Annotated in this window: 23 protein-coding genes and 1 tRNA gene; 13 read left to right on the plus strand and 11 right to left on the minus strand. The window is 57.3% G+C overall.

Annotated features, from left to right (window positions below):
- The first annotated feature begins 111 nt into the window (after window positions 1–111).
- The 4 genes from CDH48_RS04620 to CDH48_RS04635 all read left to right on the plus strand — a co-directional run bounded on the left by CDH48_RS04620 (window position 112) and on the right by CDH48_RS04635 (window position 4,010).
- A complete protein-coding gene (locus CDH48_RS04620) occupies window positions 112–1,440 on the plus strand; it encodes an MATE family efflux transporter (protein WP_100687671.1) in 1,329 nt (442 codons plus the stop codon).
- A gap of 198 nt (window positions 1,441–1,638) precedes the next feature.
- Complete coding sequence (locus CDH48_RS04625; protein WP_100687546.1) at window positions 1,639–2,289, plus strand: hypothetical protein; 651 nt, start codon at window positions 1,639–1,641, stop codon at window positions 2,287–2,289.
- A gap of 49 nt (window positions 2,290–2,338) precedes the next feature.
- Window positions 2,339–2,569: a DUF1653 domain-containing protein gene (locus CDH48_RS04630; RefSeq protein WP_100687547.1), complete on the plus strand. Its 231-nt coding sequence runs from the start codon at window positions 2,339–2,341 to the stop codon at window positions 2,567–2,569.
- A 118-nt stretch (window positions 2,570–2,687) separates the two neighbouring features.
- The gene (locus tag CDH48_RS04635; protein ID WP_100687548.1) at window positions 2,688–4,010 is read left to right on the plus strand and encodes a Na+/H+ antiporter family protein; all 1,323 of its coding nucleotides are present in this window, start codon (window positions 2,688–2,690) and stop codon (window positions 4,008–4,010) included.
- A 195-nt stretch (window positions 4,011–4,205) separates the two neighbouring features.
- Here CDH48_RS04635 and CDH48_RS04640 read toward each other — a convergent pair whose 3' ends face one another.
- Both CDH48_RS04640 and prlC read right to left on the minus strand, forming a co-directional pair.
- Window positions 4,206–4,457 carry a YheV family putative zinc ribbon protein gene (locus CDH48_RS04640; RefSeq protein WP_100687549.1) on the minus strand — a complete coding sequence of 84 codons (252 nt, stop codon included), beginning with the start codon at window positions 4,455–4,457 and terminating at the stop codon, window positions 4,206–4,208.
- A 57-nt stretch (window positions 4,458–4,514) separates the two neighbouring features.
- A complete protein-coding gene (prlC, locus tag CDH48_RS04645) occupies window positions 4,515–6,560 on the minus strand; it encodes an oligopeptidase A (RefSeq protein ID WP_100687550.1) in 2,046 nt (681 codons plus the stop codon).
- Window positions 6,561–6,771: 211 nt separating this feature from the next.
- Here prlC and CDH48_RS04650 point away from each other — a divergent pair, with 211 nt between their 5' ends.
- Both CDH48_RS04650 and CDH48_RS04655 read left to right on the plus strand, forming a co-directional pair.
- Window positions 6,772–7,314 (plus strand): gamma carbonic anhydrase family protein, encoded by a 543-nt coding sequence (locus CDH48_RS04650; protein WP_100687551.1) that lies wholly within the window; start codon window positions 6,772–6,774, stop codon window positions 7,312–7,314.
- 176 nt (window positions 7,315–7,490) lie between these two features.
- Window positions 7,491–7,940 (plus strand): Hsp20/alpha crystallin family protein, encoded by a 450-nt coding sequence (locus CDH48_RS04655; protein ID WP_100687552.1) that lies wholly within the window; start codon window positions 7,491–7,493, stop codon window positions 7,938–7,940.
- Window positions 7,941–7,979: 39 nt separating this feature from the next.
- Here CDH48_RS04655 and CDH48_RS04660 read toward each other — a convergent pair whose 3' ends face one another.
- From CDH48_RS04660 to CDH48_RS04695, 8 genes are all read right to left on the minus strand, one after another.
- Entirely contained in the window at window positions 7,980–8,291 is a 312-nt protein-coding gene (locus tag CDH48_RS04660) for a PA4642 family protein (RefSeq protein ID WP_100687553.1), read from the minus strand.
- A 32-nt stretch (window positions 8,292–8,323) separates the two neighbouring features.
- Window positions 8,324–9,157, minus strand: a complete 834-nt coding sequence (locus CDH48_RS04665; RefSeq protein WP_100687554.1) for a flagellar motor protein MotB — start codon at window positions 9,155–9,157, stop codon at window positions 8,324–8,326.
- A gap of 4 nt (window positions 9,158–9,161) precedes the next feature.
- The gene (locus CDH48_RS04670) at window positions 9,162–9,935 is read right to left on the minus strand and encodes a MotA/TolQ/ExbB proton channel family protein (RefSeq protein WP_100687555.1); all 774 of its coding nucleotides are present in this window, start codon (window positions 9,933–9,935) and stop codon (window positions 9,162–9,164) included.
- A 64-nt stretch (window positions 9,936–9,999) separates the two neighbouring features.
- Window positions 10,000–10,827, minus strand: a complete 828-nt coding sequence (gene aroE, locus CDH48_RS04675) for a shikimate dehydrogenase (RefSeq protein ID WP_100687556.1) — start codon at window positions 10,825–10,827, stop codon at window positions 10,000–10,002.
- Between the two features lie 12 nt (window positions 10,828–10,839).
- Entirely contained in the window at window positions 10,840–11,766 is a 927-nt protein-coding gene (gene hemF, locus CDH48_RS04680) for an oxygen-dependent coproporphyrinogen oxidase (protein ID WP_100687557.1), read from the minus strand.
- Window positions 11,767–11,774: 8 nt separating this feature from the next.
- Entirely contained in the window at window positions 11,775–12,347 is a 573-nt protein-coding gene (locus CDH48_RS04685; protein ID WP_100687558.1) for an L-threonylcarbamoyladenylate synthase, read from the minus strand.
- 44 nt (window positions 12,348–12,391) lie between these two features.
- Window positions 12,392–13,438, minus strand: a complete 1,047-nt coding sequence (gene dprA / locus CDH48_RS04690) for a DNA-processing protein DprA (protein ID WP_188437659.1) — start codon at window positions 13,436–13,438, stop codon at window positions 12,392–12,394.
- A 142-nt stretch (window positions 13,439–13,580) separates the two neighbouring features.
- Window positions 13,581–14,600, minus strand: coding sequence for a LysM peptidoglycan-binding domain-containing protein (locus tag CDH48_RS04695; protein WP_100687560.1), 1,020 nt, complete (start codon window positions 14,598–14,600; stop codon window positions 13,581–13,583).
- Between the two features lie 384 nt (window positions 14,601–14,984).
- Here CDH48_RS04695 and def point away from each other — a divergent pair, with 384 nt between their 5' ends.
- The 7 genes from def (at window position 14,985) to CDH48_RS04730 (ending at window position 22,847) form a co-directional block, all read left to right on the plus strand.
- Window positions 14,985–15,488: a peptide deformylase gene (def, locus tag CDH48_RS04700; RefSeq protein ID WP_100687561.1), complete on the plus strand. Its 504-nt coding sequence runs from the start codon at window positions 14,985–14,987 to the stop codon at window positions 15,486–15,488.
- A 110-nt stretch (window positions 15,489–15,598) separates the two neighbouring features.
- Window positions 15,599–16,534: a methionyl-tRNA formyltransferase gene (fmt, locus tag CDH48_RS04705; protein WP_100687562.1), complete on the plus strand. Its 936-nt coding sequence runs from the start codon at window positions 15,599–15,601 to the stop codon at window positions 16,532–16,534.
- Between the two features lies 1 nt (window position 16,535).
- Entirely contained in the window at window positions 16,536–17,837 is a 1,302-nt protein-coding gene (gene rsmB, locus CDH48_RS04710) for a 16S rRNA (cytosine(967)-C(5))-methyltransferase RsmB (protein WP_100687563.1), read from the plus strand.
- Window positions 17,834–19,210, plus strand: a complete 1,377-nt coding sequence (gene trkA / locus CDH48_RS04715; protein WP_100687564.1) for a Trk system potassium transporter TrkA — start codon at window positions 17,834–17,836, stop codon at window positions 19,208–19,210. The genes rsmB and trkA overlap by 4 nt, the downstream gene beginning before the upstream one ends.
- Before the next feature lie 181 nt (window positions 19,211–19,391).
- Window positions 19,392–20,372: a glycine--tRNA ligase subunit alpha gene (gene glyQ / locus CDH48_RS04720; RefSeq protein WP_198515471.1), complete on the plus strand. Its 981-nt coding sequence runs from the start codon at window positions 19,392–19,394 to the stop codon at window positions 20,370–20,372.
- Between the two features lie 2 nt (window positions 20,373–20,374).
- Window positions 20,375–22,456, plus strand: a complete 2,082-nt coding sequence (glyS, locus tag CDH48_RS04725; protein ID WP_100687566.1) for a glycine--tRNA ligase subunit beta — start codon at window positions 20,375–20,377, stop codon at window positions 22,454–22,456.
- A gap of 314 nt (window positions 22,457–22,770) precedes the next feature.
- Window positions 22,771–22,847 (plus strand) — tRNA-Pro (locus CDH48_RS04730).
- Window positions 22,848–22,905: 58 nt separating this feature from the next.
- Here CDH48_RS04730 and CDH48_RS04735 read toward each other — a convergent pair.
- Window positions 22,906–24,024, minus strand: a complete 1,119-nt coding sequence (locus CDH48_RS04735; protein WP_100687567.1) for an ABC transporter permease — start codon at window positions 24,022–24,024, stop codon at window positions 22,906–22,908.

Raw genomic sequence — 24,024 nt, forward strand, 5'->3', positions numbered from 1 at the left:
AGCCTGCTTACAGATACATCAATGACGAGTATAGACACAGATCAAAAAAAGACTAAAAAACTGGTTAAACCTAAAACGACTAACCAGGAGTTTTTAATAAACAGAATGAATATGACGCTCAGACTTTCAGTCACGGACCGACGCCTGTGGGCTCTGGCATGGCCACTGATGCTCACCAACCTCACCGTACCGTTACTGGGGCTGGTAGACACTGCGGTATTGGGGCACCTGGAAAGCCCGGAATATCTGGGCGCGGTTGCGGTTGGCGCCAACCTGTTCAGCATTCTGTACTGGACCTTCGGCTTCATGCGCATGGGCACAACAGGGCTGGCTGCCCAGGCCTGGGGCAGGCGCGACAGTCTCGGCCAGGTTGCCCTGCTGCTGCGCTCGGTGATGCTGGCGGTGGCTATCGGTTTACTGCTCATCCTGTGCCACCAGCCACTGATCCGGATCGGGCTGGCACTGATGAATCCCAGCCCTGGCGTTACGGAACTGGCCGCAGAGTACGCTGCCATAAGAATCTGGAGCGCTCCGGCGGTGCTGTGCCAGTACACTCTGGTGGGCTGGCTGATTGGCACCCAGTTCCCGCGCGGGCCCATGATCATGCTGATTGTGGCCAACGGCCTGAATATCCTGCTGGATGTGCTTTTCGTAACCGTGCTGGGCTGGAACAGCCGGGGTGTGGCTGTTGCCACGGTAATCGCCGAGTACGGAGCCGCCATTATCGGCTTTGCAATCGTGTTGCAGCGCATGCCCGATGGGCAGAGGCTGACCCGGGAGTTATTCGGTACCCTTGCGGACTATCTGGCCATATTGCAGGTAAACCGCTACATCATGGTGCGTACCATTGCGCTGTTGCTGGTACTGGCATTTTTCACCGCTCAGGGCGCTCGTCAGGGCGACACCATACTGGCGGCCAACGCAGTACTGATCACCTTCCTGCTGCTGATTTCCAATGCTCTGGACGGCTTTGCCAACGCCGCTGAAGCCCTGATTGGCGAGGCTGTGGGCAAAAACAGCAGGCGGCGTTTCCTTGCAGTGTTCCGATGCGCGCTGCGCTGGTCTCTGTGGGGTTCGCTGTTGCTGACAATTCTGTTTGTTGCCGGAGGCCGCGGACTGATCGCGTTGCTGACAGGTATTGAAGAAGTACGTACCACTGCCTGGCAATATCTGCCCTGGCTCTGGCTGCTGCCTTTTGCCTCGGTGTGGGGATTTCTGTTTGATGGCGTATTCATTGGCGCGACACGCACCCGGGATATGCAGAATACCATGCTGTTTTCGGCACTGGGGGTATTCGCTCCGGTGTGGTGGCTGACCACGGGCTGGGGTAACCACGGGCTCTGGTTTTCCCTGATCTGTCTGATGCTTGCCCGGGCAGCGAGCATGGGCTTGCTATGCTGGTCACACACTCGTAACGATCGTTGGTTCCAGGCCCGGTAGCCCGGGCAATCGTTAACAATATCTGACAGTTTGTAAATCGCAGCTTGTAAAATCTCGTCTACACTTGTCAGAAAAGACGGGCACCTCCTTGGTGGAAAGCGATGATAACTAGCTGCAGCCTGGCCGCCCTGATATTCATTGCCCGTTACAGGAGGCGCCTTGCGACCTCAAATTGTTCAGACACCGGCATGTCCTTAAATGACTCCACAGGCAGTACTGGAAATCATTGATCACGCGCGACGCAAGGAAGCCCGCTCGGGCACCTTTCTGAGGCAGCTGCATAAAAAGGCGGCAGCGCTGCCTTCGGCTGTCACCATTGAGGGCTATCAGCCTGCGCCCTGCCTGTTCCAGTTCGCTATCGAGTACATTGAGATGGCACCGCGGCTCATAGAGTGTGTGGATGCCTGTGCGCGGGAAGCCGGTAAAGCCCAACTGTTTGACCCGTTTGTAAAAGCCGCCATCGGTTACTTCACCGAGCCCTCGGCGTTACTGGTGCGCTACGATGGCCTCGACGGGCTTCTGATACGGGCCTACCTTTGCCACCGCCTTATGGAAGAAATGCATGAGAACAACCATTCCATCCGAACCGGCGGGCTTGTGGATATGGAGGCAACCCGAGCCAACCTGCTGGTTCACGAGCTGATTGGTGAACCCTTCGCAAACGAACTGGACGACTCCATCACCGTAACCGTACTGCAAATTGCCGGCACACCGGACTATTATGAGCTCAACCTCGACCCCTTCGTCGAACAGGTAAACAATGAGGCCTGGAACTGGATGCGACACTACTGGGAAAACCTTCTGATCCGCAATCATATCCGCTTTTCGCTGGGCTCCGGCCTGGCCTGACCTGTCCAGGACTATTCCGGGAGCAACCAAAGATCCTCAGAGACTCATTATGACCGAACGCAAAACCGATATCCGCCCGGGCCGCTACCGACACTACAAGGGCCAGGATTACGAAGTTATTGATATTGCACGGCACAGCGAAACCGGGGAAAAACTGGTGGTTTACCGTTGCCTGTACGGGGATTACAGCCTGTGGGTGCGCCCGCTTGGCATGTTCCGCGAAACTGTTGAGGTTGCCGGGGAGCAGGTCCCGCGCTTTGCTCGCATTGACGGGAGTTGAGCATTAGACAAGCCCTTTGACTCAGCCGGCCATTTACTGCACATTACCGCGTTTTCATGATCCCCGCCTTCACTGCAAGGCTGGAAAACCAACCACTACGCCATACTCGGAGTCCCCCATGAATGCCGTTGTTGCCGCGGTGCTGATCATGCTCGTATTGAGCCTGGCCCGCATCCACGTTGTTGTTGCCCTGATCGTAGGCGCCGTCTCCGGTGGCCTGATTGCCGGGCTGTCCCTTGATGCGACCATTGAAGCCTTTAATAACGGCCTTGGCGGTGGCGCTACCGTAGCCCTCTCGTATGCAACCCTGGGTGCCTTCGCCGTTGCCATCGGCAAATCCGGCCTGGCCCACGCCCTCGCCGACAAAACCCTCGCCATGGTCGGCCAGCAGGATAACAACACCGCGGCAAAAAGTGTGCGCTACATGATCATTGGTGTGCTGGTGCTGATTGCCCTTTCGTCCCAGAACATCCTGCCTATCCATATTGCGTTCATTCCGCTGGTGGTTCCGCCCATGCTGTATGTGATGGCCAAGCTGAAAATGGATCGCCGCCTGGTGGCCTCTGCGCTCACTTTCGGGCTGATAACCCCTTACATGTTCCTTCCGGTGGGTTTTGGCGGCATTTACCTGAACGAAATCCTGATGGCCAAAATCAGCGCCAACGGCGGTGAAACCGAAGGCCTGAGCGTTATGCAGGCCATGGCCCTGCCTGCTCTGGGCATGCTTTGTGGCCTGCTGATAGCCATCTTCTTCACTTACCGGGGTGACCGTGAATACGATCTGGACGTTATCACCCGCACCGAACGCGTAAATGTCTCCTACAGCGCGGGCACCCTGATCATGGCGCTGGTCGCTATTGTTGTCGCCTTTGTGGTTCAGCTCTGGCTGGGCTCCATGATCCTCGGGGCATTGGCTGGCTTTCTGCTGTTCAACCTGTCGGGGGTGGTGAAGTGGAAAGAAGCCGACGACCTGTTTACCGAGGGCATGAAAATGCTCGCCATGATCGGTTTCATCATGATCGCCGCCTCGGGTTTTGCGGAAGTGATGCGTGAAACCGGGGAAATCGCGACTCTGGTACAAAGCTCCGTGGATCTCATCGGCAACAACAAGCCCATGGCGGCTCTTCTGATGCTGGTTGTTGGCCTGATGATCACCATGGGCATAGGCTCATCTTTCTCCACCATCCCCATTATCGCTGCCCTGTACGTACCCCTGGCCCTGGAAATGGGCTTCAGCTCCCTGGCGATCGTTGCCCTGGTGGGCACCGCCGGCGCCCTGGGCGACGCCGGTTCCCCGGCTTCAGACTCCACTTTGGGCCCCACTGCCGGCCTGAACGTAGACGGCCAGCACAACCACATCTGGGACTCGGTAGTGCCCACGTTCCTGCACTACAACCTGCCGTTGCTTGGGTTTGGGTGGTTGGCGGCTATGGTTCTCTGATTTCAGAAACCATGGAGGTGGCCTTCTTTTGTAGCCTGCCAGTTTGGGGGCTACGAGGTCACGGTGGGTCTTTTCTGCCGGCAAAAAGATGTCTGAGCGCAGCGAGTTGTTTTTCCCAGAAGAAAAATATACCGCCACGGCCTCGAACCCCGCCAAGCCAGCAGGCTACAGTCTTTAGTCTTTAGTCTCTAATCCTTAGTCCTCACTCCCAGCCTTGAAGAAAACAACCTGCTTAACCGTATGATCATCCTGGTTGTCACGTCGATTAACCCGAGTCTCAAGCTCAGGGTTAGCTGGCTGCTCGGTATCCGACATGGCATCGGTAAAGCCGCACGCCACACACTCACGAATCTGCTCACCGGCATCGTCGGTGAACATCATGATCTTGTCCATCTCCGCGCAGCGGGGACAAACCGCTCCGGCAATAAAACGTTTCGGGGTAGCCATTACATAACTCCAGGTTAAAGCCTCCGGTGGCCATCACCACCACCGGAGATCGTGGGATCAGGCCGCTTCGTCCGTGATGCCGGTCTGCTTTAGCAACGCATCCACCTGCGGTTCGCGGCCACGGAATGCCTTGAACAGCTCCATCGGCTCCTGTGATCCGCCTTTTTCCAGAATGTTGTGAAGGAAAGCCCGCCCGGTTTCCGGATCGAAAATGCCGTTTTCCTCGAACAGCGAGAAGGCATCTGCCGCCAGCACCTCTGCCCACTTGTAGCTGTAATAGCCAGCCGCGTAGCCACCGGCGAAGATGTGCGAAAACGAGTTCGGGAAGCGGTTGAACTCCGGCACTTCGACAACGGCGATAGGTTCGCGCACCTGGCGATGCATCGCCAGCGGGTTGGTGGGGGCCTCTTCGGTGAATTCTGCATGCAGGCGGAAGTCGAACAGTGAAAACTCCAGCTGCCGCACCATGGCCATGCCGGACTGGAAGTTTTTCGCCGCCAGCAGTTTTTGCAGCAAGTCTTCCGGCAGGGGTTCCCCGGTTTCGTGGTGGCTGGCAATCAGTGCCAGGGAATCGGGGTTCCAGCACCAGTTTTCCAGAAACTGGCTGGGTAACTCTACCGCGTCCCAGGCCACGCCATTGATGCCAGACACATCCATAACGTCCACCTGAGTCAACATGTGGTGCAGGCCATGGCCAAATTCGTGAAACAGGGTAGTGACCTCGTCGTGGGTGAGGAGCGACGGCTTGCCATTCACCGGCGGCGTGAAGTTGCAGGTAAGGAAAGCAACCGGCAGCTGAAGCTGGCCGCGCAGGTTGCGCCAGCGCACCCGGCAGTCGGCCATCCAGGCACCCCCGCGTTTGCCCTGGCGGGCGAACAGATCAAGGTAGAACCAGGCAATTGGCTCGCCGTTGCGGCTTATGCAGTAGGCCGTGGCATCTTCGTGCCAGGTTTCCACTTCCGGCCTGGCTTCAATCTGTATATCGAACAGCTTCTCGGCAACCCTGAACAAGCCAGGTACCACCTTATCCACCGGGAACCAGGGGCGCAGGGTTTCGGGGGAGATGTCGTAGCGCTGCTGCCGCAGTTTTTCACTGTAGTAGCCCACATCCCAGGCTTTCAGATCCTCCAGGCCGTGTTCGTCTTTGGCGAAAGCCTTGAGCTCAGCAAACTCCTGCTCGGCAACCGGCCTGGCTTTCGCCGCCAGTTCGTTGAGGAACCCCAGAACCTCATCGCTATCCCGGGCCATTTTGGTAGCCAGCGAGCGCTCGGCGTAGTTGTTAAAGCCCAGCAGTTTCGCCATGGCGTGCCGGCGTTTGAGGATTTCGGCCATTACCTGGGTGTTGTCCCAGGTACCTGCGTCCGGGCCCATGTCCGAGGCACGGGTAACAAAGGCTTCGTATACCTCACGGCGCAACTCACGGTTGTCACAGTAGGTCATTACCGGGAAAAAGCTGGGGAAATCCAGGGTAATCACGTAGCCATCCAGCTCTTTCTGGCGAGCGGCTTGTTTTGCGCCTTCAAGAGCGGAATCCGGAATACCGGCCAGCTCTTCCACGTCGGTGATGTGTTTGAACCAGTGCTGGGTGGCATCCAGAACGTTGTCACTGAAGCGGTTGGAGAGTTCCGCCAGTTCGCGGGACAGCGCCGCATACTGTTTTTTCTGGTCTTCAGGCAGGTCGACACCACCAAGGTGGAAGTCGCGCAGGGTGTTTTCCACCGCTTTGCGCTGGGCTTCGCTCAGATCCTTGAAATCATCGCGAGCGGCGAGCTTTTTGTAGGCTTCGCAAAGGGCTGTGTTCTGGCTAAGCTCGGTACTGTATTCAGTGAGCTTTTCCAAGCAGTTTTTGTAGACTTTGCGCAGATCGTCGTTATTCATTACACCATTGAGGTGCGAAATAACGGACCAGGCGTTACTCAGTTTGTTTTCCAGTGACTGCATGGGTTGGGCCAGGGTGTCCCAGGTGGGGTCTTCGTTCTGGGCCAGGCTGGCGATTTTCATGCGGTTTTCGCTGAGAATCTGGTCAATGGCCGTCTCCATATGCTCGGTTCGCACGTGATCGAACTTTGGCAGCAAATCATCAGTCAGTAACGGGTTATTCATGGATCCCCTTCTCAGCTGTTCAAATGTGAGGTAGCTTCATTTATATCTATCATCGGAGAAAGGCGTCTGTGTGGAGGCTTTGCCAAAACACGCTCCTTGCGGCACATCCATGTGACGCTTGGGCTCCGCCATCCCTGGCTCCGCACAGTTTTGGCAAAGCCTCCACACAGACACCCCCAACTTCCGAGCAAACGCGACTAAGGTATATGTAATGACGAATGTACGTTCTCACAAGGGTATCACGCCAGATTTAGGAAAACGCACTCTGGTAGATGCCAGTGCAGTGGTGATTGGTGACGTTAAAACCGGTGACGATTGCTCCATCTGGCCAATGACCGTGGTGCGGGGCGACATGCACAGGATCCGTATCGGCGACCGCTGCAGCATTCAGGACGGCTCAGTACTGCACATTACCCATGCCAGTGATTATAACCCGGGTGGCTTCCCGCTCACTTTGGGCGACGATGTCACCGTGGGGCACAAGGCTTTGTTGCACGGCTGCACCATTGGCAGCCGCGTGCTGGTGGGTATGGGCTGCATTATTATGGATGGCGCCGTGGTGGAAGATGAGGTGATCGTTGCGGCGGGCTGTCTGGTGCCGCCGGGGAAAACACTGGAGTCCGGGCACCTTTATGTTGGCTCGCCGTGCAGGAAGGCGCGGGCACTGAGCGATAATGAGCGCTCGTTTTTTGCATACACAGCGGCCAATTACGTGAAGCTGAAGGATGAATATCTGGCTGAGCTGGAGCCATGATGCCGGTTAATCCCAGATCATATCCGACTGGGCTTGAAAAATGATCAACCGTTCCCATATAGAGTTGTAGCAGATGTTCACGGATACCCGGTCGGCTGACGCCGGCATTCGGAGCAGTTCCGGGAACGAGGCTGAATGAGTTCAGGTTCGTTTTTTTATAATGGAGGTGTTCTATTATGAGCAATCTTACTCGCTGGAATCCGATCAACGAGTTTGAAGACTTGATGAATCGCTATAACCGGGTTTTTGGGCTGACACGCAGTGGCGGAGAAGGCAAAGATTTATTCAGCCGCAGTGATTGGGCGCCCGCGGTCGATATCAAGGAAACCGATCAGGCCTTCACCATTGAGGCAGAATTGCCCGGAATGGAAAAGAAGGATGTGAAGGTAAGTGTGCATGAGGGCGTGTTGTCCATTGAGGGCGAGCGCAAGCACGAGGAAGAATCCAGCGATAAAAAGCTGCATCGCATTGAGCGTTTCTATGGCAGCTTTGTACGGCGCTTCACACTGCCCGACAATATCGACGAGAACAGCGTGAAAGCCAACTTCAAGGACGGTCTTCTCACGCTCACGCTTCAGAAGGCCGAGCCGAAGGAGCCGAAGGCCATTGAGGTTGACATCGAGTAACCTGCTTCGCCTTTCCGGGACCCAAGCGGTGGTCGGGAGTCAGCTCCCGGCCACCGTAGTTTTTTTCGCACCTACCTTTTCCAGCGCAATGGCGTAATCCTTACCTTTGCGGTGCTGTGAAACCAGATCCAGAATGGTTTCACCATCTTCCCCTGTGTCATTCAGGTTGCCGCCGGCTTCCACAAAGAAGCCCACAAAGCGTTCGAAATCCTCCGCTCGCATGGCCCGATAGGCTTTCAGCAGCGCCGTGTAATCCGACCCCTCGCCCCGGGGCTCTGCGACCAGAAAGCTCTTGACGCGCTCATCACTCCACTCTTCGCCAATAACCTTGGGTTTATCAGGGCCGCTCATAACCACACTCTCCTCAATTGTCGGTTTCTTGCTCAGGGCAGTATTTCCACCGGCAGGTCGCCGGTGGAGATGGATTTGTTACATTCGGGATCGCGGATGGCAATTTCCACCCGACGATTCAGGGCGCGGTTTTCCGCCGAATCGTTTGGTGCAAGCGGGTTGGTTTCTGCGCGACCGGCGGCAACCACACGCTCGGCAGGCACCTGCCGGCTCATGACCAGTTGGTGCACCACCGATACTGCGCGGGCCGCAGACAGGTCCCAGTTGGAGCGGTATCGGCTGCTGGAAATAGGCCGGTCATCGGTGTAACCGGACACCAGCACATCGCCCGTACAGTTCGCCAGCACGCCTACAACTCTTTCAATAATAGGGATCATCTCGGGTTTGATGGATGCCTCGCCAGAACGAAAGGTGGCTTCCTCTGAAAACCGGATAACCACTTTGTTCTGGTCATAATTGACGCTCAGGGCTCCGGACGCCACTTCGTTTTCCAGTTCACGGATCATCCGGCTTGCCAGGTCTATGACGCCTTCGGAAACGGCCGTTGTTGCGGTCTCGGGTGCCCGCTCGTCAATAAATTCCGGCTCTCGGGCCTGGGAGTCATTGGGCTCGGGCAGGGAGACTGTGTCTGATTCCACCAGGGTAATGGGTGAGCCGCCGACATTCGCGGACAGCACGTTGGCAGAGCCAAACGCCACAGACATGGAGTTGGCCATGGCCCGGTATTTTTCGATATCCATTTCCGCAAAAGACAGCAGCAGAATAAAAAAGGTGAGTAACAGGGTGGCAAGATCGGCAAAGGTAACGATCCACGCGGGTGTCTGGTTTTTCAGCCGGGGCCTGCGGTTCTTACGGATCTGTTGCAAAACGTCAGACCTCCCGCTCCGGCGCAAGCCCGGTGCGGTGTTCCGGCGTCACAAAAGAAGAAAGCAGCTCGGTCATAACCCTCGGATTTTCACCGCGCATGATGTTGCGGATAGACGTGATGATCAGAACCTGGTTACGGCTTTCATCTTCAGCCTTGAGCTGCAGTTTGTCCGCCAGCGGCAGCGCAATCAGCTGGGCGATAAACGCGCCGTAGAGCGTTGTCAGCAACGCAATGGCCATAGCCGGGCCGATGGAGGACGGGTCATCCAGCGTATTGAGCATCTGCACCAGGCCCACCAGAGTACCCAGCATACCGATGGCCGGCGCAGACTCGCCAATACCCCGAAACACCCGTTCCGCCACTTCGTAACGCTCCGCCATCTGCTGGGACTCCTGGGCCAGGGCCTCTTCAACCAGTTCAGGCGGATGGCCATCCACGCACAGGTTGATGGCTTTTTGCAGGAATTCATTTCCGGTCTGATGATTTTCCAGGCCAAGAACACCCTCTTTGCGCACCACCAGAGCCAGGGCACCGGCCTCACGAATCAGCTCCGTAGGCCGGTCAACTTTATCGGTAAAGGCCGCACTCATGGCCAGGCGGAAGGCGCTCATAACCGACGACATCCGGAACTTTACGAGCGTTACCGCAAAGGTGCCACCTACAACAATCGCCAGCCCGGGGAGATTAAGAAAAGTGAGAAGCGAGGCATTTGCCAGCATGGCCAGCATAACAATCAGAATACCGGCGACAAGCCCTACGAGGGTGAGAATATCCATGCATAGCCCTTGTAAATAGCCCTTACGGGTTGTTGTTTGTGCGCCTGGCCCGGCGCCGGCGCTCTCAGTCGCTACGTAACGTTTCTATAACCGGCACCGTTTCCGGACGCACGCCACGCCACACCCGGAAGGATTCTGCAGCCTGCTCAACCAGCATACCCACGCCATCGAAGACCCGGGTCGCTCCGTTATCCAGAGCCCACTGATTGAAGGTGGTTGTCTGTAAAGAATACATCATGTCATACACCACTGTGCCAGCCGCGATCACATTTGCGCAAAGGGGCGGCAAGTCGCCCTGCAGGCTGGCACTGGTGCCGTTGATAATCACATCAAACGGCTGGTCCGGCGCTTCAAACCCGCAGGCACCCAAAGTGGTTGCGCCCGCCTCATCGGCAAACAGTGTTGCCAGCGCCTCGGCTTTGGCCACCGTACGGTTGGCGATCGTCAGGCTCGCGGGCTGCTGCGCAAGCAAGGGGCCCAGAACACCACGTACCGCCCCCCCGGCACCCAGAACCAGTATGCGTGCGCCTTTGAGCTGAACGCTGTGATTCGTTATCAGGTCCTGCACCAGGCCCTGGCCATCGGTGTTATCGGCCACCAGCTGGCCTTGGCTGTTCTGATACAGGGTGTTGGCGGCCCCGGCTTTTTCGGCTCTGGCTGTTCGGCTTTGTGCCAGCGCCCAGGCCTGTTCCTTGAAAGGCACGGTTACGTTCAGACCCTTGCCGCCGCCTTCAAAGAAATGGCGAACCGTTTCCGCAAAGCCGTCAAGAGGCGCCTGAATTGCAATGTACTCCACGGGTTCGCCAGTCTGGCTGGCAAACAGGCTGTGGATGCGCGGGGATTTACTGTGGCTGACCGGGTGGCCCACTACCGCATATAGCTCGTTACTCATTGCTTGCCTCCCTTATTCGGTGTCGCCGGCCAACCAGTCGCGCCCGGTGAGAAAATAGTCGGTCAGGCGCGCTTCTTCACTGCCCGCTTCCGGTACCCGGCTGTAATCCCAGCGCACCAGTGGCGGCAGTGACATCAGGATGGATTCTGTGCGCCCGCCTGATTGCAGGCCAAACAGGGTGCCGCGGTCGTACACCAGGTTAAATTCAACGTAACGCCCGCGCCGATAGAGCTGGAAATCCCGCTCGCGCTCACCGTAGGGGTGATCCATGCGGCGCCGGACAATGGGCTCATACGCCTCAATATAGCTGTTACCCACGGATTTCATCAGCCCGAAATCCTGTTCGAAATCAGCGGTGTTGTGATCATCAAAAAACAGCCCGCCAACGCCCCGGGGTTCATCCCGGTGCTTCAGGTAAAAATAATCGTCACACCAGTCTTTGTAGCGTTTGTAAATGTTGTTGCCAAACGGCGCGCAGGCTGCTTTGGCGGTCCTGTGCCAATGCACGCAGTCCTCCTCAAAGCCGTAATAGGGCGTCAGATCGTAACCACCGCCAAACCAGTAAACAGGCTCTCCATTCTCCGGGGTCGCTATGAAGAATCGCACATTGGCGTGAGAGGTGGGCACATAAGGATTGTTCGGGTGAATCACCAGGGAAACACCCATAGCCTGCCAGGGTGCGCCGGCCAGGTGGGGGCGATGCGCGGTGGCTGACGGCGGCATGGTAGCGCCCATCACATGGGAGAAGTTGACGCCGCCCTTCTCGAAGACACGGCCCTCGCTGATTACCCGGCTGACACCACCACCACCTTCGGGGCGATCCCAGGCGTCACGAACAAACTTTGTTCCGCCTTCCAGCGCCTCCAGACGCTCGCATATGGCGTCCTGCAGGCCAAGCAAATACTGTTTAACCGCTTTGCTGTCCGGTTGCTCTGGCATGAATTCTCCTAACGAAGCTGTTTCCCGCTGACGATATCAATAATACGGCTGGGTTTCGGGTTACCACCTAGGTCGCCAGGAACAATGCAGTCAAGCTTGTCACCAAAATAGCGTTGAACCTCTGATACATCGCGTGCGGGCTCTTCCCCCGCCGGATTGCAGGACGTGGATACCAGAGGCATACCCGCAGTTTCACACAGGGCTTTCACCACCGGATGTTCGCTGACCCTCACTGCAATCGTATTATGGCTACCACGTACCCATGCCGGAATCTGTTCATTTACATCCGGCAGCAGGCAGGTAACCGGGCCGGGCCAGTGTTTCCGGGCCTCCACCTGAAGCGCCTCGGGCAGAGGGTCCAGAAGGAAACGAATCTGCTCCACCGATGCCGCTACCAGGATCATACCTTTTTCCACAGGCCGGTTTTTGAGTTCAAGAATACGAGTGACCGCCTGGAGGTTCCAGGGATCACACCCCAGGCCCCAGACTGCCTCAGTGGGATAGGCAATAACCCCGCCCTGCAGGATAGCATTGCAGGCAAGCTGTAACTGCATGTCGTTCAATGGTTTGCGCGCAGCCATATTGATGTTGTCGGGTCATGAACACAATGGATGATCACACCGGCTCAGGCAATTTTCTGGAAACCTCCGGGCGCGGAGCTCACCAGCCCCTCCAGCTCGAGAAGCAGAAGAGACTGGACGAGCTGGTCAGCCGGAAGACCGGTTGCCAGACACAGTGCGTCGGTTGACTGGGGATCATACCCTAATGCCTCAAACACCGCGATTTCCCGGCTGTCCAGAGCATCCACCCGGCTGGCTGCCGAGGGGCCTCCGGTTGACACAGGCAAGGACCAGGCCGCGCCCAGCTCTTCCAGAATATCGTCTACCTGATCAACCAGACGGGCGCCCTGCTTTATCAGATAGTGACAGCCACGAGCCACCGGGCTGTGGATGGAGCCCGGAATGGCGAACACCTCACGCCCCTGTTCCAGTGCCAGGCGCGCCGTGATCAGAGAGCCGCTTTTCAGGCCGGCTTCAACCACCAGTATGCCCCGGCCAAGGCCGCTGATAATGCGATTACGCTGCGGAAAGTGGGCCGCCCGCGCTGGCGTTCCCGGCGGGTATTCAGAAACCATTACCCCGTTTTCGATAACCCGCTCGCCAAGGCGACGGTGCTGGTTGGGGTAAATCCGGTCAAGCCCGCAGCCTATAACCGCGACAGTGGCATGCCCGGCATCCAGCGCTCCCGCGTGTGCTGCACCGTCTACACCCAGGGCCAGGCCACTGGTAACCAGCAACCCCCGTTCACTCAGTTCGGCAGCAAAGCGCCGCGCATGGTCGAGCCCTGCAACCGTGGCATTGCGGCTGCCGATAATACCAATCTGTTCGCGGCTCAGCAGCCTGCGATCACCCCTCGTATACAGCACCAGGGGCGCATCATGGATGTGCCTGAGCGCCTCCGGATAATCAGGATGTTGCCAGCTCACCATATCAATGCCGTGGCGTTCGCAGGCCCCGAGAATCTGCCTGACCTGGCTCACCGAGGCGTGGGTCTCATCCTGTTGCTGCCAGGCAATAAGTGCCGCAACGGTTTCAACGTGCAGACCGCACGCCTTGAGCGTTGCAGGGTTACTGGCAAGCAGGTCTGTAAGATCAGGTATTGTCGCGAGCATGGCACGCCGCCGGGTGCGTGCAAATTTAGGCAAGCAGGTGAGAAACAGCCATTGCGCAGAAGGGGAAGAAAACACAGCGTCATCCTTGAAGACAGCAAAACCGGGCCGTCCTGGCCCGGTGTTTATTTAACCGGTTATCGGATCAGGGGTTGGTCACCTTGTCACCCACAGACAGCGGGCGGGTGGCCTGCAGAATCAGACCGTAACTCATTTTTTCATAAACCTGGAACACCATCAGCAAACCCGCCCGCTCAGAGGGCAATTCGATGGTTTCTTTGGTCACCGGGTCACGTACCAGGTTACCGCTTTTAAGAATGGCCATCACATTGCCGGCTTCCAGACCCTCACGGGTGCCCCGGTTGATCGCCACAACGTTGTACTGGCCAATCTGGGTAACACCGCCATCCACAGCGATCATTTTGCCTTCAATCTGATCATCGGGAGAACTGGGCACAAAAGTTGTCGTCAGGCGGCGGTCTTCATTAACCAGCAGGCGATCGCCGATGCGCACTTCCTCGCTGGAGCGAGTCAGGTTTACGGTCAGAACATCACCGTTTTCTGCAACCACATCACCACGGCCAATGCTGCGCGCCTCCAGGCCGAGAAACTCTCCGGTATCCGGGTCCACAAATTCCGTGCTGCGACGGAACACACCGACCTTGTCCGCCGGCTTTTCACCACGGGCATACAGCCGGTCACCGGCACCGATAACAATGCGGCCATCCGCGCCTTCGAGCACATAGGGTGCGGCGCTGATCAATTCGGGGGTGACAATGCGGGTGTCGGTGAGAAAGCTGCTGATTGCATCCAGAGGTATGGCAGGGATGGGGGTATCAATCGGCTCGGAGCGTACCTTTGGCGACAGTTTCACAACGCCGTTGCCGGACGTCACCTTGGTAACCCGGGGTTTGCCGTCGATATAAACCAGGGCAAGCCGGTCGCCCGGATAAATCAGGTGCGGGTTGGCAACCTGAGGATTGACATGCCAGATTTCCGGCCAGTACCACGGGTTTTTCAGAAAACGCCCCGAAATATCCCAGAGGGTATCACCCTTTACAACAGTGTAACGCTCAGGGTGATCATTCCGCAGTTCTGGTGCAGCATGAGCCCAGGAGGTTAACAGCAGCATAGTTGCTGCCAGAGCGTACAGCAGTTTCCTCATTGTCCAAGTCCTTGATCGCGTGCCTTGATTCTATGCATTCTGATATGGATGCAGCCGGTTTTCTGCAGCTTATTACGTTGTTATGCAACTTACTATAGAAGAAGTCTCGCAAATTGTGATGTTATCTTTTGTTCTTCCAGTAAATTCTATGCCATCTGTGAAAGTTTTTAACTATCGCCTGATCAGTTTGTACTCAATCGACGAATTGTTGGATAATGTACCCGACAGGCACAACACTGCGTTCAGTAACGCATTAGTAGTGTGAAGGGAACAATTTGCGCTCTACGCTGTCGCATTTCAGAGACCACCTTCACACAGTTACAAAAGAGAACGTTAAAAGTCAGGCGGTAACCATTCGCCACCCGGACCAAAAGCACGAACACTATGATACTAGACATTCTCGAATACCCGGACCCCCGTTTGCGCACCATTGCCAAACGGGTAGATGAACTGACGGACGCCGACCGCACTCTGATCGACGACATGTTCGAGACCATGTACGATGCGCCCGGCATTGGCTTGGCGGCGACCCAGGTCAATGTGCACAAGCAGATCATCGTTATGGATCTGTCTGAAGACAAAAGTGAGCCAATGGTGTTTATCAACCCGGAGGTTGAAGTACTGGATGGCGAACTTGAAGCCATGCAGGAAGGCTGCCTTTCGGTTCCCGGCTTTTATGAAGACGTAGAGCGTGTGGAACACTGTATGGTCCGCGCTCTGGACCGTGACGGAAAGCCTTTTGAAATGGAAGCCCGCGGTCTGCTGGCGGTTTGCATCCAGCATGAGATGGACCACCTGAATGGCAAGCTGTTCGTAGACTATCTGAGCAACCTCAAGCGCACCCGCATTCGCAAGAAGCTGGAAAAGCTGCACAAACAAAGCGCATGACCTTGCCTGAAGGGCGCATCACGATTTGTAGTTTCAGATAATATCGGACCGGGCCAAGGCCCGGTCTTTTCGTATTCAACTCGTATTCAACGAAACAGAGACCCAACACTGTGCGACTTGTTTTTGCCGGCACCCCGGATTTCGCAGCTACCGCTCTCAAGGCATTACTGGGCACCCATCACACCATAGTGGGCGTTTACTCCCAGCCGGACCGGCCGGCAGGCCGCGGGCGCAAGCTTCAGCCCAGCCCGGTCAAACAGGTAGCTGAGGATAGCGGGATCCCGGTATTCCAGCCGGCAAGCCTGAAAACCCCGGAAGCGCAGCAGGAACTGGCCGCACTGCGGCCTGATGTGATGATTGTTGCGGCCTACGGACTGATTCTGCCGGAAGCCGTGTTGCAAATTCCTGCCCACGGCTGTCTCAACATTCACGCATCGCTCTTGCCCCGCTGGCGTGGCGCCGCGCCTATCCAGCGCGCCATTGCCGCCGGTGATACAGAAACCGGCATTACCATCATGCAGATGGACAAAGGCCTGGATACGGGCGACATGCTGCTGAAATCCGTAACCCCAATCGCAGCGGATGATACCGGCGGCAGTCTTCACGACCGCCTTGCGGAGTTGGGCGGCAAGGCCATTGTTGAAGCTCTGGATCTGCTGGAAAAGGGCGAGCTTCAGGGCGAAGCGCAGGATGACGAACAGGCTTGCTATGCTCACAAACTGTCGAAGGAAGAAGGTCATATCGACTGGTCCCGGAGCGCTTCGGACATAGAACGCCTGGTTCGCGCCTTCAACCCCTGGCCCGGTACCTACACAGATCTTGAACAGCAACGCCTGCGAATTCACGAGGCCACGGCCATCGACGAACAAAGCCGGAAACCGGCTGGTACGGTAATCCGGCGCGAGAGGGAAGGTATTGATATTGCCTGTGGCAGAGGTGTCCTGCGTGTTACCAGGCTGCAGTTGCCGGGTTCCCGCGCCCAGAGCGTGAATGACCTGATTAATGGTGGCAAGCAGCTGCTGTTACCCGGGCAGGAGCTGCACTGAGATGGGTGACGTCCACCGCCCCTTACGCGCTGTTGCCGCCGATGTGCTGCTGTCGGTGGAAAACGGCGTATCACTGTCCCAGTGTCTGCCACCGGCCCTGCAAACCCTGGCGCCCGGCGAGCGCCCGGCGCTTCAGGCACTTTGCTACGGCACCTGCCGCTGGTTTCACCGCCTCGACGATGAACTGAGCAGCCGGCTGAAAAAACCGCTGAAAAAACCGGACCGCATTGTGCACCACCTTATGCTGGTGGCTCTCTTTCAGCTGCGCTTCAGCCAGCAGGCCCCTTACGCCATACTGAACGAATCTGTAGAGGCCTGCCGCGCGCTGGACAAACCCCATCTCACGGGCCTGGTCAACGGTGTGTTGCGCTCTGCCGAACGCGAAGGTGCACCGGAACCGAAAAACGATGCCAGCCGATTCAGCCACCCTGGCTGGATGGTGGCAAAGCTCCGCCATAACTGGCCCGACAACTGGCAGCAGATTCTGCATGCGAACAACACCCAGGCCCCCATGACATTGCGAGTGAACGCCTTGCGCTTCAGCCGCAACGAGTATCTTGCGCTGCTGCTCGAAGCCGGTGTTGCAGCATCTGCCACTCGCTTTGCGCCGCACGGCATCCAGCTCAGCCGACCGGTGCAGGTAGACCAGTTACCCTGGTTTGCCGACGGCGCCGTCAGCGTACAGGACGAAGCCGCGCAGCTTTGCACCACGCTGCTGGACCTTGCGCCCGGGCAAAGGGTTCTGGACGCCTGCGCTGCCCCCGGCGGGAAAACCTGCGCCATCCTGGAAAGCCAGGCGGAACTCGCGGAGGTCATTGCCATCGACGAATCCTCCTCCCGCCTGCCCCGGGTTCAGGAAAATCTGGACCGGCTGGGTTTACACGCCAGCCTGCTGCAGGCAGATGCAGCAGACACCGGGCAGTGGTGGGACGGAAACCTCTTTGACCGCATACTGCTTGATGTGCCCTGCAGCGCCAGTGGCGTTATCCGCCGCCACCCGGATATCAAACTGCTGCGCCGGGAAACCGATATTGCACCTCTTGCTGCCATACAGACCGGGCTTCTGGAGTCCATGTGGTCTGTGCTGAAACCGGGCGGACGCCTGGTTTATGCAACCTGTTCCGTGTTCCCCCAGGAAAATCACCGTATAATCCAGAGGTTCCTCAAACAGCAGAACGGTGCCGTTCTTGTTGAGCCAGACGTTCAGTGGGGGCACGATATGGGTGCAGGGCGACAGCTTCTCCCCGATCCATCCAGCCATGACGGCTTTTTCTACGCCGTACTGGAGAAACCTGAGTCATGAAGATCCTGATCCTCGGTGCCGGCCAGGTAGGCGGCACGCTGGCTGAAAACCTCGCCAGCGAAGCCAATGATATAACGGTTGTCGACACAGACCCGGTGCGCCTTCGCGAACTGCAGGACCGCCTTGATATCCGCACGGTACAGGGCAAGGCTTCCTATCCCACGGTGCTGGATCAGGCCGATGCCGACAATGCCGACATGCTGATTGCGGTTACCAACAGCGACGAAACCAATATGGTGGCGTGCCAGATAGCCAGCATCCTGTACAGCACACCCACCAAAATCAGCCGCATACGAGCCAGCGCCTATCTATCCAACAACAAGCTTTTCGAAAAAAACGGTGGCTTCCCGGTTGATGTGATGATCAGCCCGGAGCATCTGGTTACCCGGCACATCACCCGTTTGATTGAGTACCCCGGCGCTCTGCAGGTACTGGAGTTCTCCAAAGGCCTGGTTCGGCTGGTGGCCATTCGGGCTACCGAAGGTGGGCCGCTGGTAGGCCGCGAGCTGTCGTACCTGCGCACGCACATGCCGAAAATCGAGACCCGGGTTGCTGCAATTTTTCGCAAAGATCGCGCCATCATGCCCCGGGGGGATACGGTACTTGAAGATGGCGATGAGGTATTTTTCATTGCCGGCGCCGATCACATCCGCTCGGTCATGAGTGAACTGCAACCGCTGGTAAAAAACTACAAACGCATTTTTATCTGCGGCGGCGGCAATATCGGTCAGCGCCTGGCCTATACCCTGGAAAACCGGTATCAGGTAAAGCTGCTGGAACGTAACCATGAACGCTGTGTTCTGCTCTCGGAAAATCTGCGCAAAACCGTGGTGCTGGAAGGCAATGCTGCAGACAAAGACATACTGCTGGAAGAGAACATCGAGAACACCGACGTGTTCTGCGCCGTAACCAACGACGACGAAGCCAACATCATGGCTTCATTGCTGGCCAAGCGGCTGGGAGCGCGCAAGGTATTCACCCTGATCAACAACCCGGATTACGTGGATCTGATCCAGGGTGGCGAGATTGATGTTGCGATTTCACCCCAGCAGACCACCATCGGCAGCCTGCTCACCCACGTGCGCCGGGGCGACGTTGTAAACGTTCACTCACTGCGCAGAGGCGCTGCCGAGGCCATCGAAGCCATCGCCCACGGAGACCACAAATCCTCCAAAGTGGTGGGCAGGCGGCTGGATGAAATCAATCTGCCCCAGGGGGCGACCATAGGTGCGATCGTTCGCCACAACGAGGTACTGATCGCCCACGACCATCTGCGGGTGCAGCCGGATGACCATGTAATTCTGTTCCTGGTGGACAAGTCCCGGGTGCGGGAGGTTGAAAAACTCTTCTCCGTAGGGCTTACATTCTTCTAGTGCAAAATCAACAGCATAAAGACTCCTTAGAAATACCGCTTTGGCGCGCGTATAATGCGCCATTTTTGGCATGACCCTCTTCCGGGCGAAATGAAGAGCGGCTACACACAGACCGAATCAGCAGGCAAACGTTGTGAAAGAGAAGGCGACAGACAAGGCAACGAACAGCAACGCTCCGGACATCAAGACCTTTCAGGGCCTGATTCTGGCGCTGCAGAATTTCTGGGCGCAGCACGGCTGCGTGGTACTTCAGCCACTGGATATGGAAGTGGGTGCCGGTACGTTTCACCCGGCCACCTTCCTGCGCGCGATAGGGCCGGAAACCTGGAACGCCGCATACGTGCAACCCAGCCGCCGTCCGACAGACGGTCGCTATGGTGAAAACCCCAACCGCCTGCAGCACTATTATCAGTTCCAGGTAGTGCTCAAGCCCTCACCGGACAACATCCAGGAGCTGTACCTGGATTCGCTGCGGGCGTTGGGCCTTGATCCGCTGGTACACGATGTCCGCTTTGTGGAAGACAACTGGGAATCGCCCACTCTGGGCGCCTGGGGTCTGGGCTGGGAAATCTGGCTGAACGGCATGGAAGTGACCCAGTTCACCTACTTCCAGCAGGTGGGAGGCCTGGAATGCTATCCGGTCACCGGCGAGCTCACATACGGTCTGGAGCGTATCGCCATGTACCTGCAGGGCGTCGACAGTGTGTACGACCTGGTCTGGACAGAAGGCCCGGATGGCACAGTCACCTACGGTGATGTGTTCCATCAGCAGGAAGTGGAAATGTCCACCTACAACTTCGAGTACGCAGACACCGAGTTCCTGTTTCACAGCTTCGATGTGTACGAACGTGAGAGTACCCGGTTGATCGAGGCCGGCCTGGCGCTGCCCGCCTACGAGCAGGTCCTGAAAGCGTCCCATACCTTTAATCTGCTGGATGCCCGCCACGCCATTTCTGTTACCGAGCGCCAACGCTTTATCCTGCGTGTGCGCACTCTGGCAAGATCCGTGGCCCAGGCGTATTTTGACAGCCGCCGCAAGCTTGGCTTCCCGCTGGCGCAGGAGGGCATTCGGCAGGAAGTCCTGGCAGCTGCCGAAGCTGCGGATAACAAAGCCAATGGCAAGAAAGGCAAAAAGGCGAAGCAGGCAGAGGGAAACGTATAATCATGGCAAAGCAGGATTTTCTGGTCGAACTGGGCGTCGAAGAACTGCCCTCGAAAGCACTCAAGCCACTGTCTGATGCGTTCACTCAGGGTATCATCAAGGGTCTGGAAGACGCCGGTATCACGTTCGGTAAAGTCGAGTCTTTCGCCACGCCGCGGCGCCTTGCGCTGCGTATACGTGATCTCGCCGATGCGCAGCCGGACAAACCCGTTGAAAAACGCGGCCCCGCTGTGAAAGCAGCCTTTGATGACTCGGGCAACCCGACGCGAGCCCTCACGGGGTTCGCCACCTCCCTGGGTGTAACCCCGGACCAGCTCGACACACTGGAAACCGACAAAGGTGCCTGGCTGGTCTATCGCACCGTGGAACAGGGCAAACCGACCGTCGATCTCATGTCGGGACTGGTTGAGCAGTCACTGGCATCCCTGCCAATTTCCAAGCGTATGCGCTGGGGAGCCCACCGCACCGAATTTGTCCGGCCTGTGCACTGGCTGGTTATGCTGTTTGGCAACAAGGTTATTGATACCCCCGTTATGGGCCTGACGCCGGGCAACAAAACCCGGGGCCACCGCTTCCACTGCCCGAAGGCACTGATTATTCCAACGCCGGCTGATTACGAAGTTGTACTTGAGCAGGAAGGCTATGTCATTGCCGACTTCGCCAAGCGCCGCGAACAGATTCGCTCCGGTGTCAGCGCTCTTGCTGAAGCAGAAGCCGGTGGTAAGGCCGTTATCAACGACGATCTGCTGGACGAGGTTGCCGGCCTCAACGAATGGCCGGTACCGCTGATGGGCCGCTTCGACAGACGGTTCCTGGAAGTCCCTGCAGAGGCGCTGATTTCCTCTATGGAGGAACATCAGAAATACTTCCACGTAGTCGATGAAAACGGCGACATGCTGCCCTTGTTCATTACGGTCGCCAACATTGAGAGCAAGGATCCCTCCCTGGTTATCTCGGGTAACGAAAAAGTGATCCGTCCCCGCCTTGCAGATGCGGCTTTCTTCTATGAAAACGACCGCAGAATCCGGCTGGAAGACCGAATCGAACGCCTCAAGCCCATTGTTTTCCAGGAAAAACTTGGCAGCATGTACGACAAGGCGGTGCGGGTAGCGGCGCTGGCCGGCAAGATCGCCACTGCGATTGGCAGTGATCCGGCTCTCGCAGAGCGCGCCGCCATGCTGGCGAAAACCGATCTGGTCACCGAAATGGTGCTGGAATTCAGTGATCTGCAGGGCATCATGGGCCAGTACTACGCCGCCCACGACGGCGAGCCGGCCGATGTCGCCAAGGCCATGAACGAGCAATACATGCCCCGTTTCGCCAAAGACAGCCTGCCCACAACCATGACCAGCTGCGCACTCGCCATCGCGGACCGGCTGGATTCCCTGGTAGGGCTGTTCGGCATCGGCCAGCCACCTTCCGGTACCCGGGATCCCTTTGCCCTGCGCCGCGCCTCCCTGGGCGTGCTGCGCATCATCGTCGAACGGGAACTGCCGCTGGATCTGCAAACCTGCTGCCAGTGGGCGGAAGAAAACTTCACCGGGCTGACCGTGGAAAATACCGCCTCCAATGTTGTTGATTACATGCTGGAACGCTTCCGTGCCCACTACGACGAGCAGGGTATTGGTGCCGAAGTGTACCTTGCAGTGCACGCCCGCCGCCCGACCCGTCCGCTGGACTTTGACCGCCGGGTAAAGGCCGTGGAAGCCTTCCGCCAGCTGCCGGAAGCTCTGGCACTGGCCGGCGCCAACAAGCGAGTTTCCAACATCCTGTCCAAGCAGGGCGGCGACTCTGTGGGAGAAAGCATCGACAGCAGCCTGTTGCAGGATGAGGCTGAAAAAGCGCTCGCAGCACAGGTTGAGCAGCAGGCAGAAAAAGTACTGCCGTTGTTCGAGCAGGGCAACTACACCCCTGCGCTGCAGTCACTGGCAAGCCTGCAAGAACCGGTGGACAGCTTCTTCAACAACGTAATGGTGATGGCAGACGACAAAGCCGTGCGGGACAACCGACTTGCTCTGCTTAACCGCCTGCACAACCTGTTTTTGCGAGTCGCAGATATCTCACTGCTGCCTGCCGCTGGCTGATCCGAGCCGGACCCCTTGCACAACAAGCTGAAGCGGTTGCTGGAACAGACCCACGACCACTTTCAGCTTAGCAACCTGAGCGGCACGATCCTGGGGGGCAGCCGCACGGATCTTGAAGCCGCCAGCGCCGGCTGATGTCAGCCGGTGCTGGTGCGCACCGGTAATGGTAAAGACACCGGGCTCGGCCTGAAAACCCGCCCGATACCCGGCCCGGGCGTGGCGACATACGACAATCTCAGTGCATTTGCGGATGCCTTTTTATCCCGCCCGGGCTGGTAAAAAAAAGTTGAATCCGTATAATACCGGCGGTTGATCGGCGTGTGGCGCAGCTTGGTAGCGCACTTCGTTCGGGACGAAGGGGTCGCAGGTTCGAATCCTGCCACGCCGACCATTTTCCCGCTTCCTGCAGCTTCCGCCACGGCCACGACACTCAACCGTGCTCACTGCCTCTAAATCGACAGGTGCCGCCTGAACAACGCCAGTGCCGCACTGAAAAACACCACGCCTATGCCCGCCAGCGCCAACATTTCCGGCCAGACCACATCTATACCTGCACCGCGGTAGAGAATAGCCTGGGCCATGCTTACAAAGTGGGTGGTAGGTGCCGCCAGCATAATGTTCTGCACCAGATCCGGCATGCTTTCACGCGGTGTGATACCGCCGGAGAGCAACTGCAAGGGCACTATAGTGAGAATCAGCAACAGGCCGAACTGGGGCATGGTGCGGGCCACAGTGCCAATCAGAATGCCAATAGCGGTGGTGGAGAAAAGATGGATCAAGGCGCCAAAGAAAAACAGCGGCAATGACCCCCGTACCGGGACGGCAAGCACTTGCTGGATAACCACGGTTACTGAAAATATCGCAGCCACCATCACAATCAGACCGTTTGCCCAAACCTTGGAAGCCATGATTTCGAATGGCCTGATCGGCATCACCATCAGATGCTCCACAGTGCCGTGTTCACGTTCACGAATCAGCGCCGCGCCAGACAGAATAATGCTGATCATGGTGATCATGGTGATCAACTCCATCACACCGCCGAACCAGGTTCCTTCAAGGTTCGGATTAAAGCTCGCACGGACCACCATGTTAATGGGGAGGGTTCCGATGGAGCTGTCACTGCGCAAGAACTCAGCCACTTCCGTGGTTATCATTCTTTCAATGTAACCAGCGCCAATGAAGGCCTGGGTCATGCGCGTAGCATCAATATTCAGCTGCAGGCTTGTCGGCTGCCCGGTACGCATATCGCGCTCGAAGCCTTGGGGAATCACCAGGCCGAAGGTGTGGCTGCCCGTATCCAGAACCGAGTCAATCTGGTTCAGTTGAATAAGGTCTGGCTCGAGAAACCAGGGTGCCTGCAGTGAATCAATAACATGCCCCGACAATGCACTCTGATCTTCATCTACCACTGCCACGGGGGTATTGTTCAACTCCATGGAGCCGGCAGACCCGGCGGTGTAAATCACCAGGGTGAAGGCGAGCAACACAAACACCAGCAGCACCTTGTCACGCCAGATACTGCGCAACTCCTTCATTCCGAGATTCCAGATGTTGACGACCGAGTCCAT

Origin of the sequence: Marinobacter aromaticivorans (assembly GCF_002806975.1) — a bacterium.
GTDB classification, from domain to species: domain Bacteria; phylum Pseudomonadota; class Gammaproteobacteria; order Pseudomonadales; family Oleiphilaceae; genus Marinobacter; species Marinobacter aromaticivorans.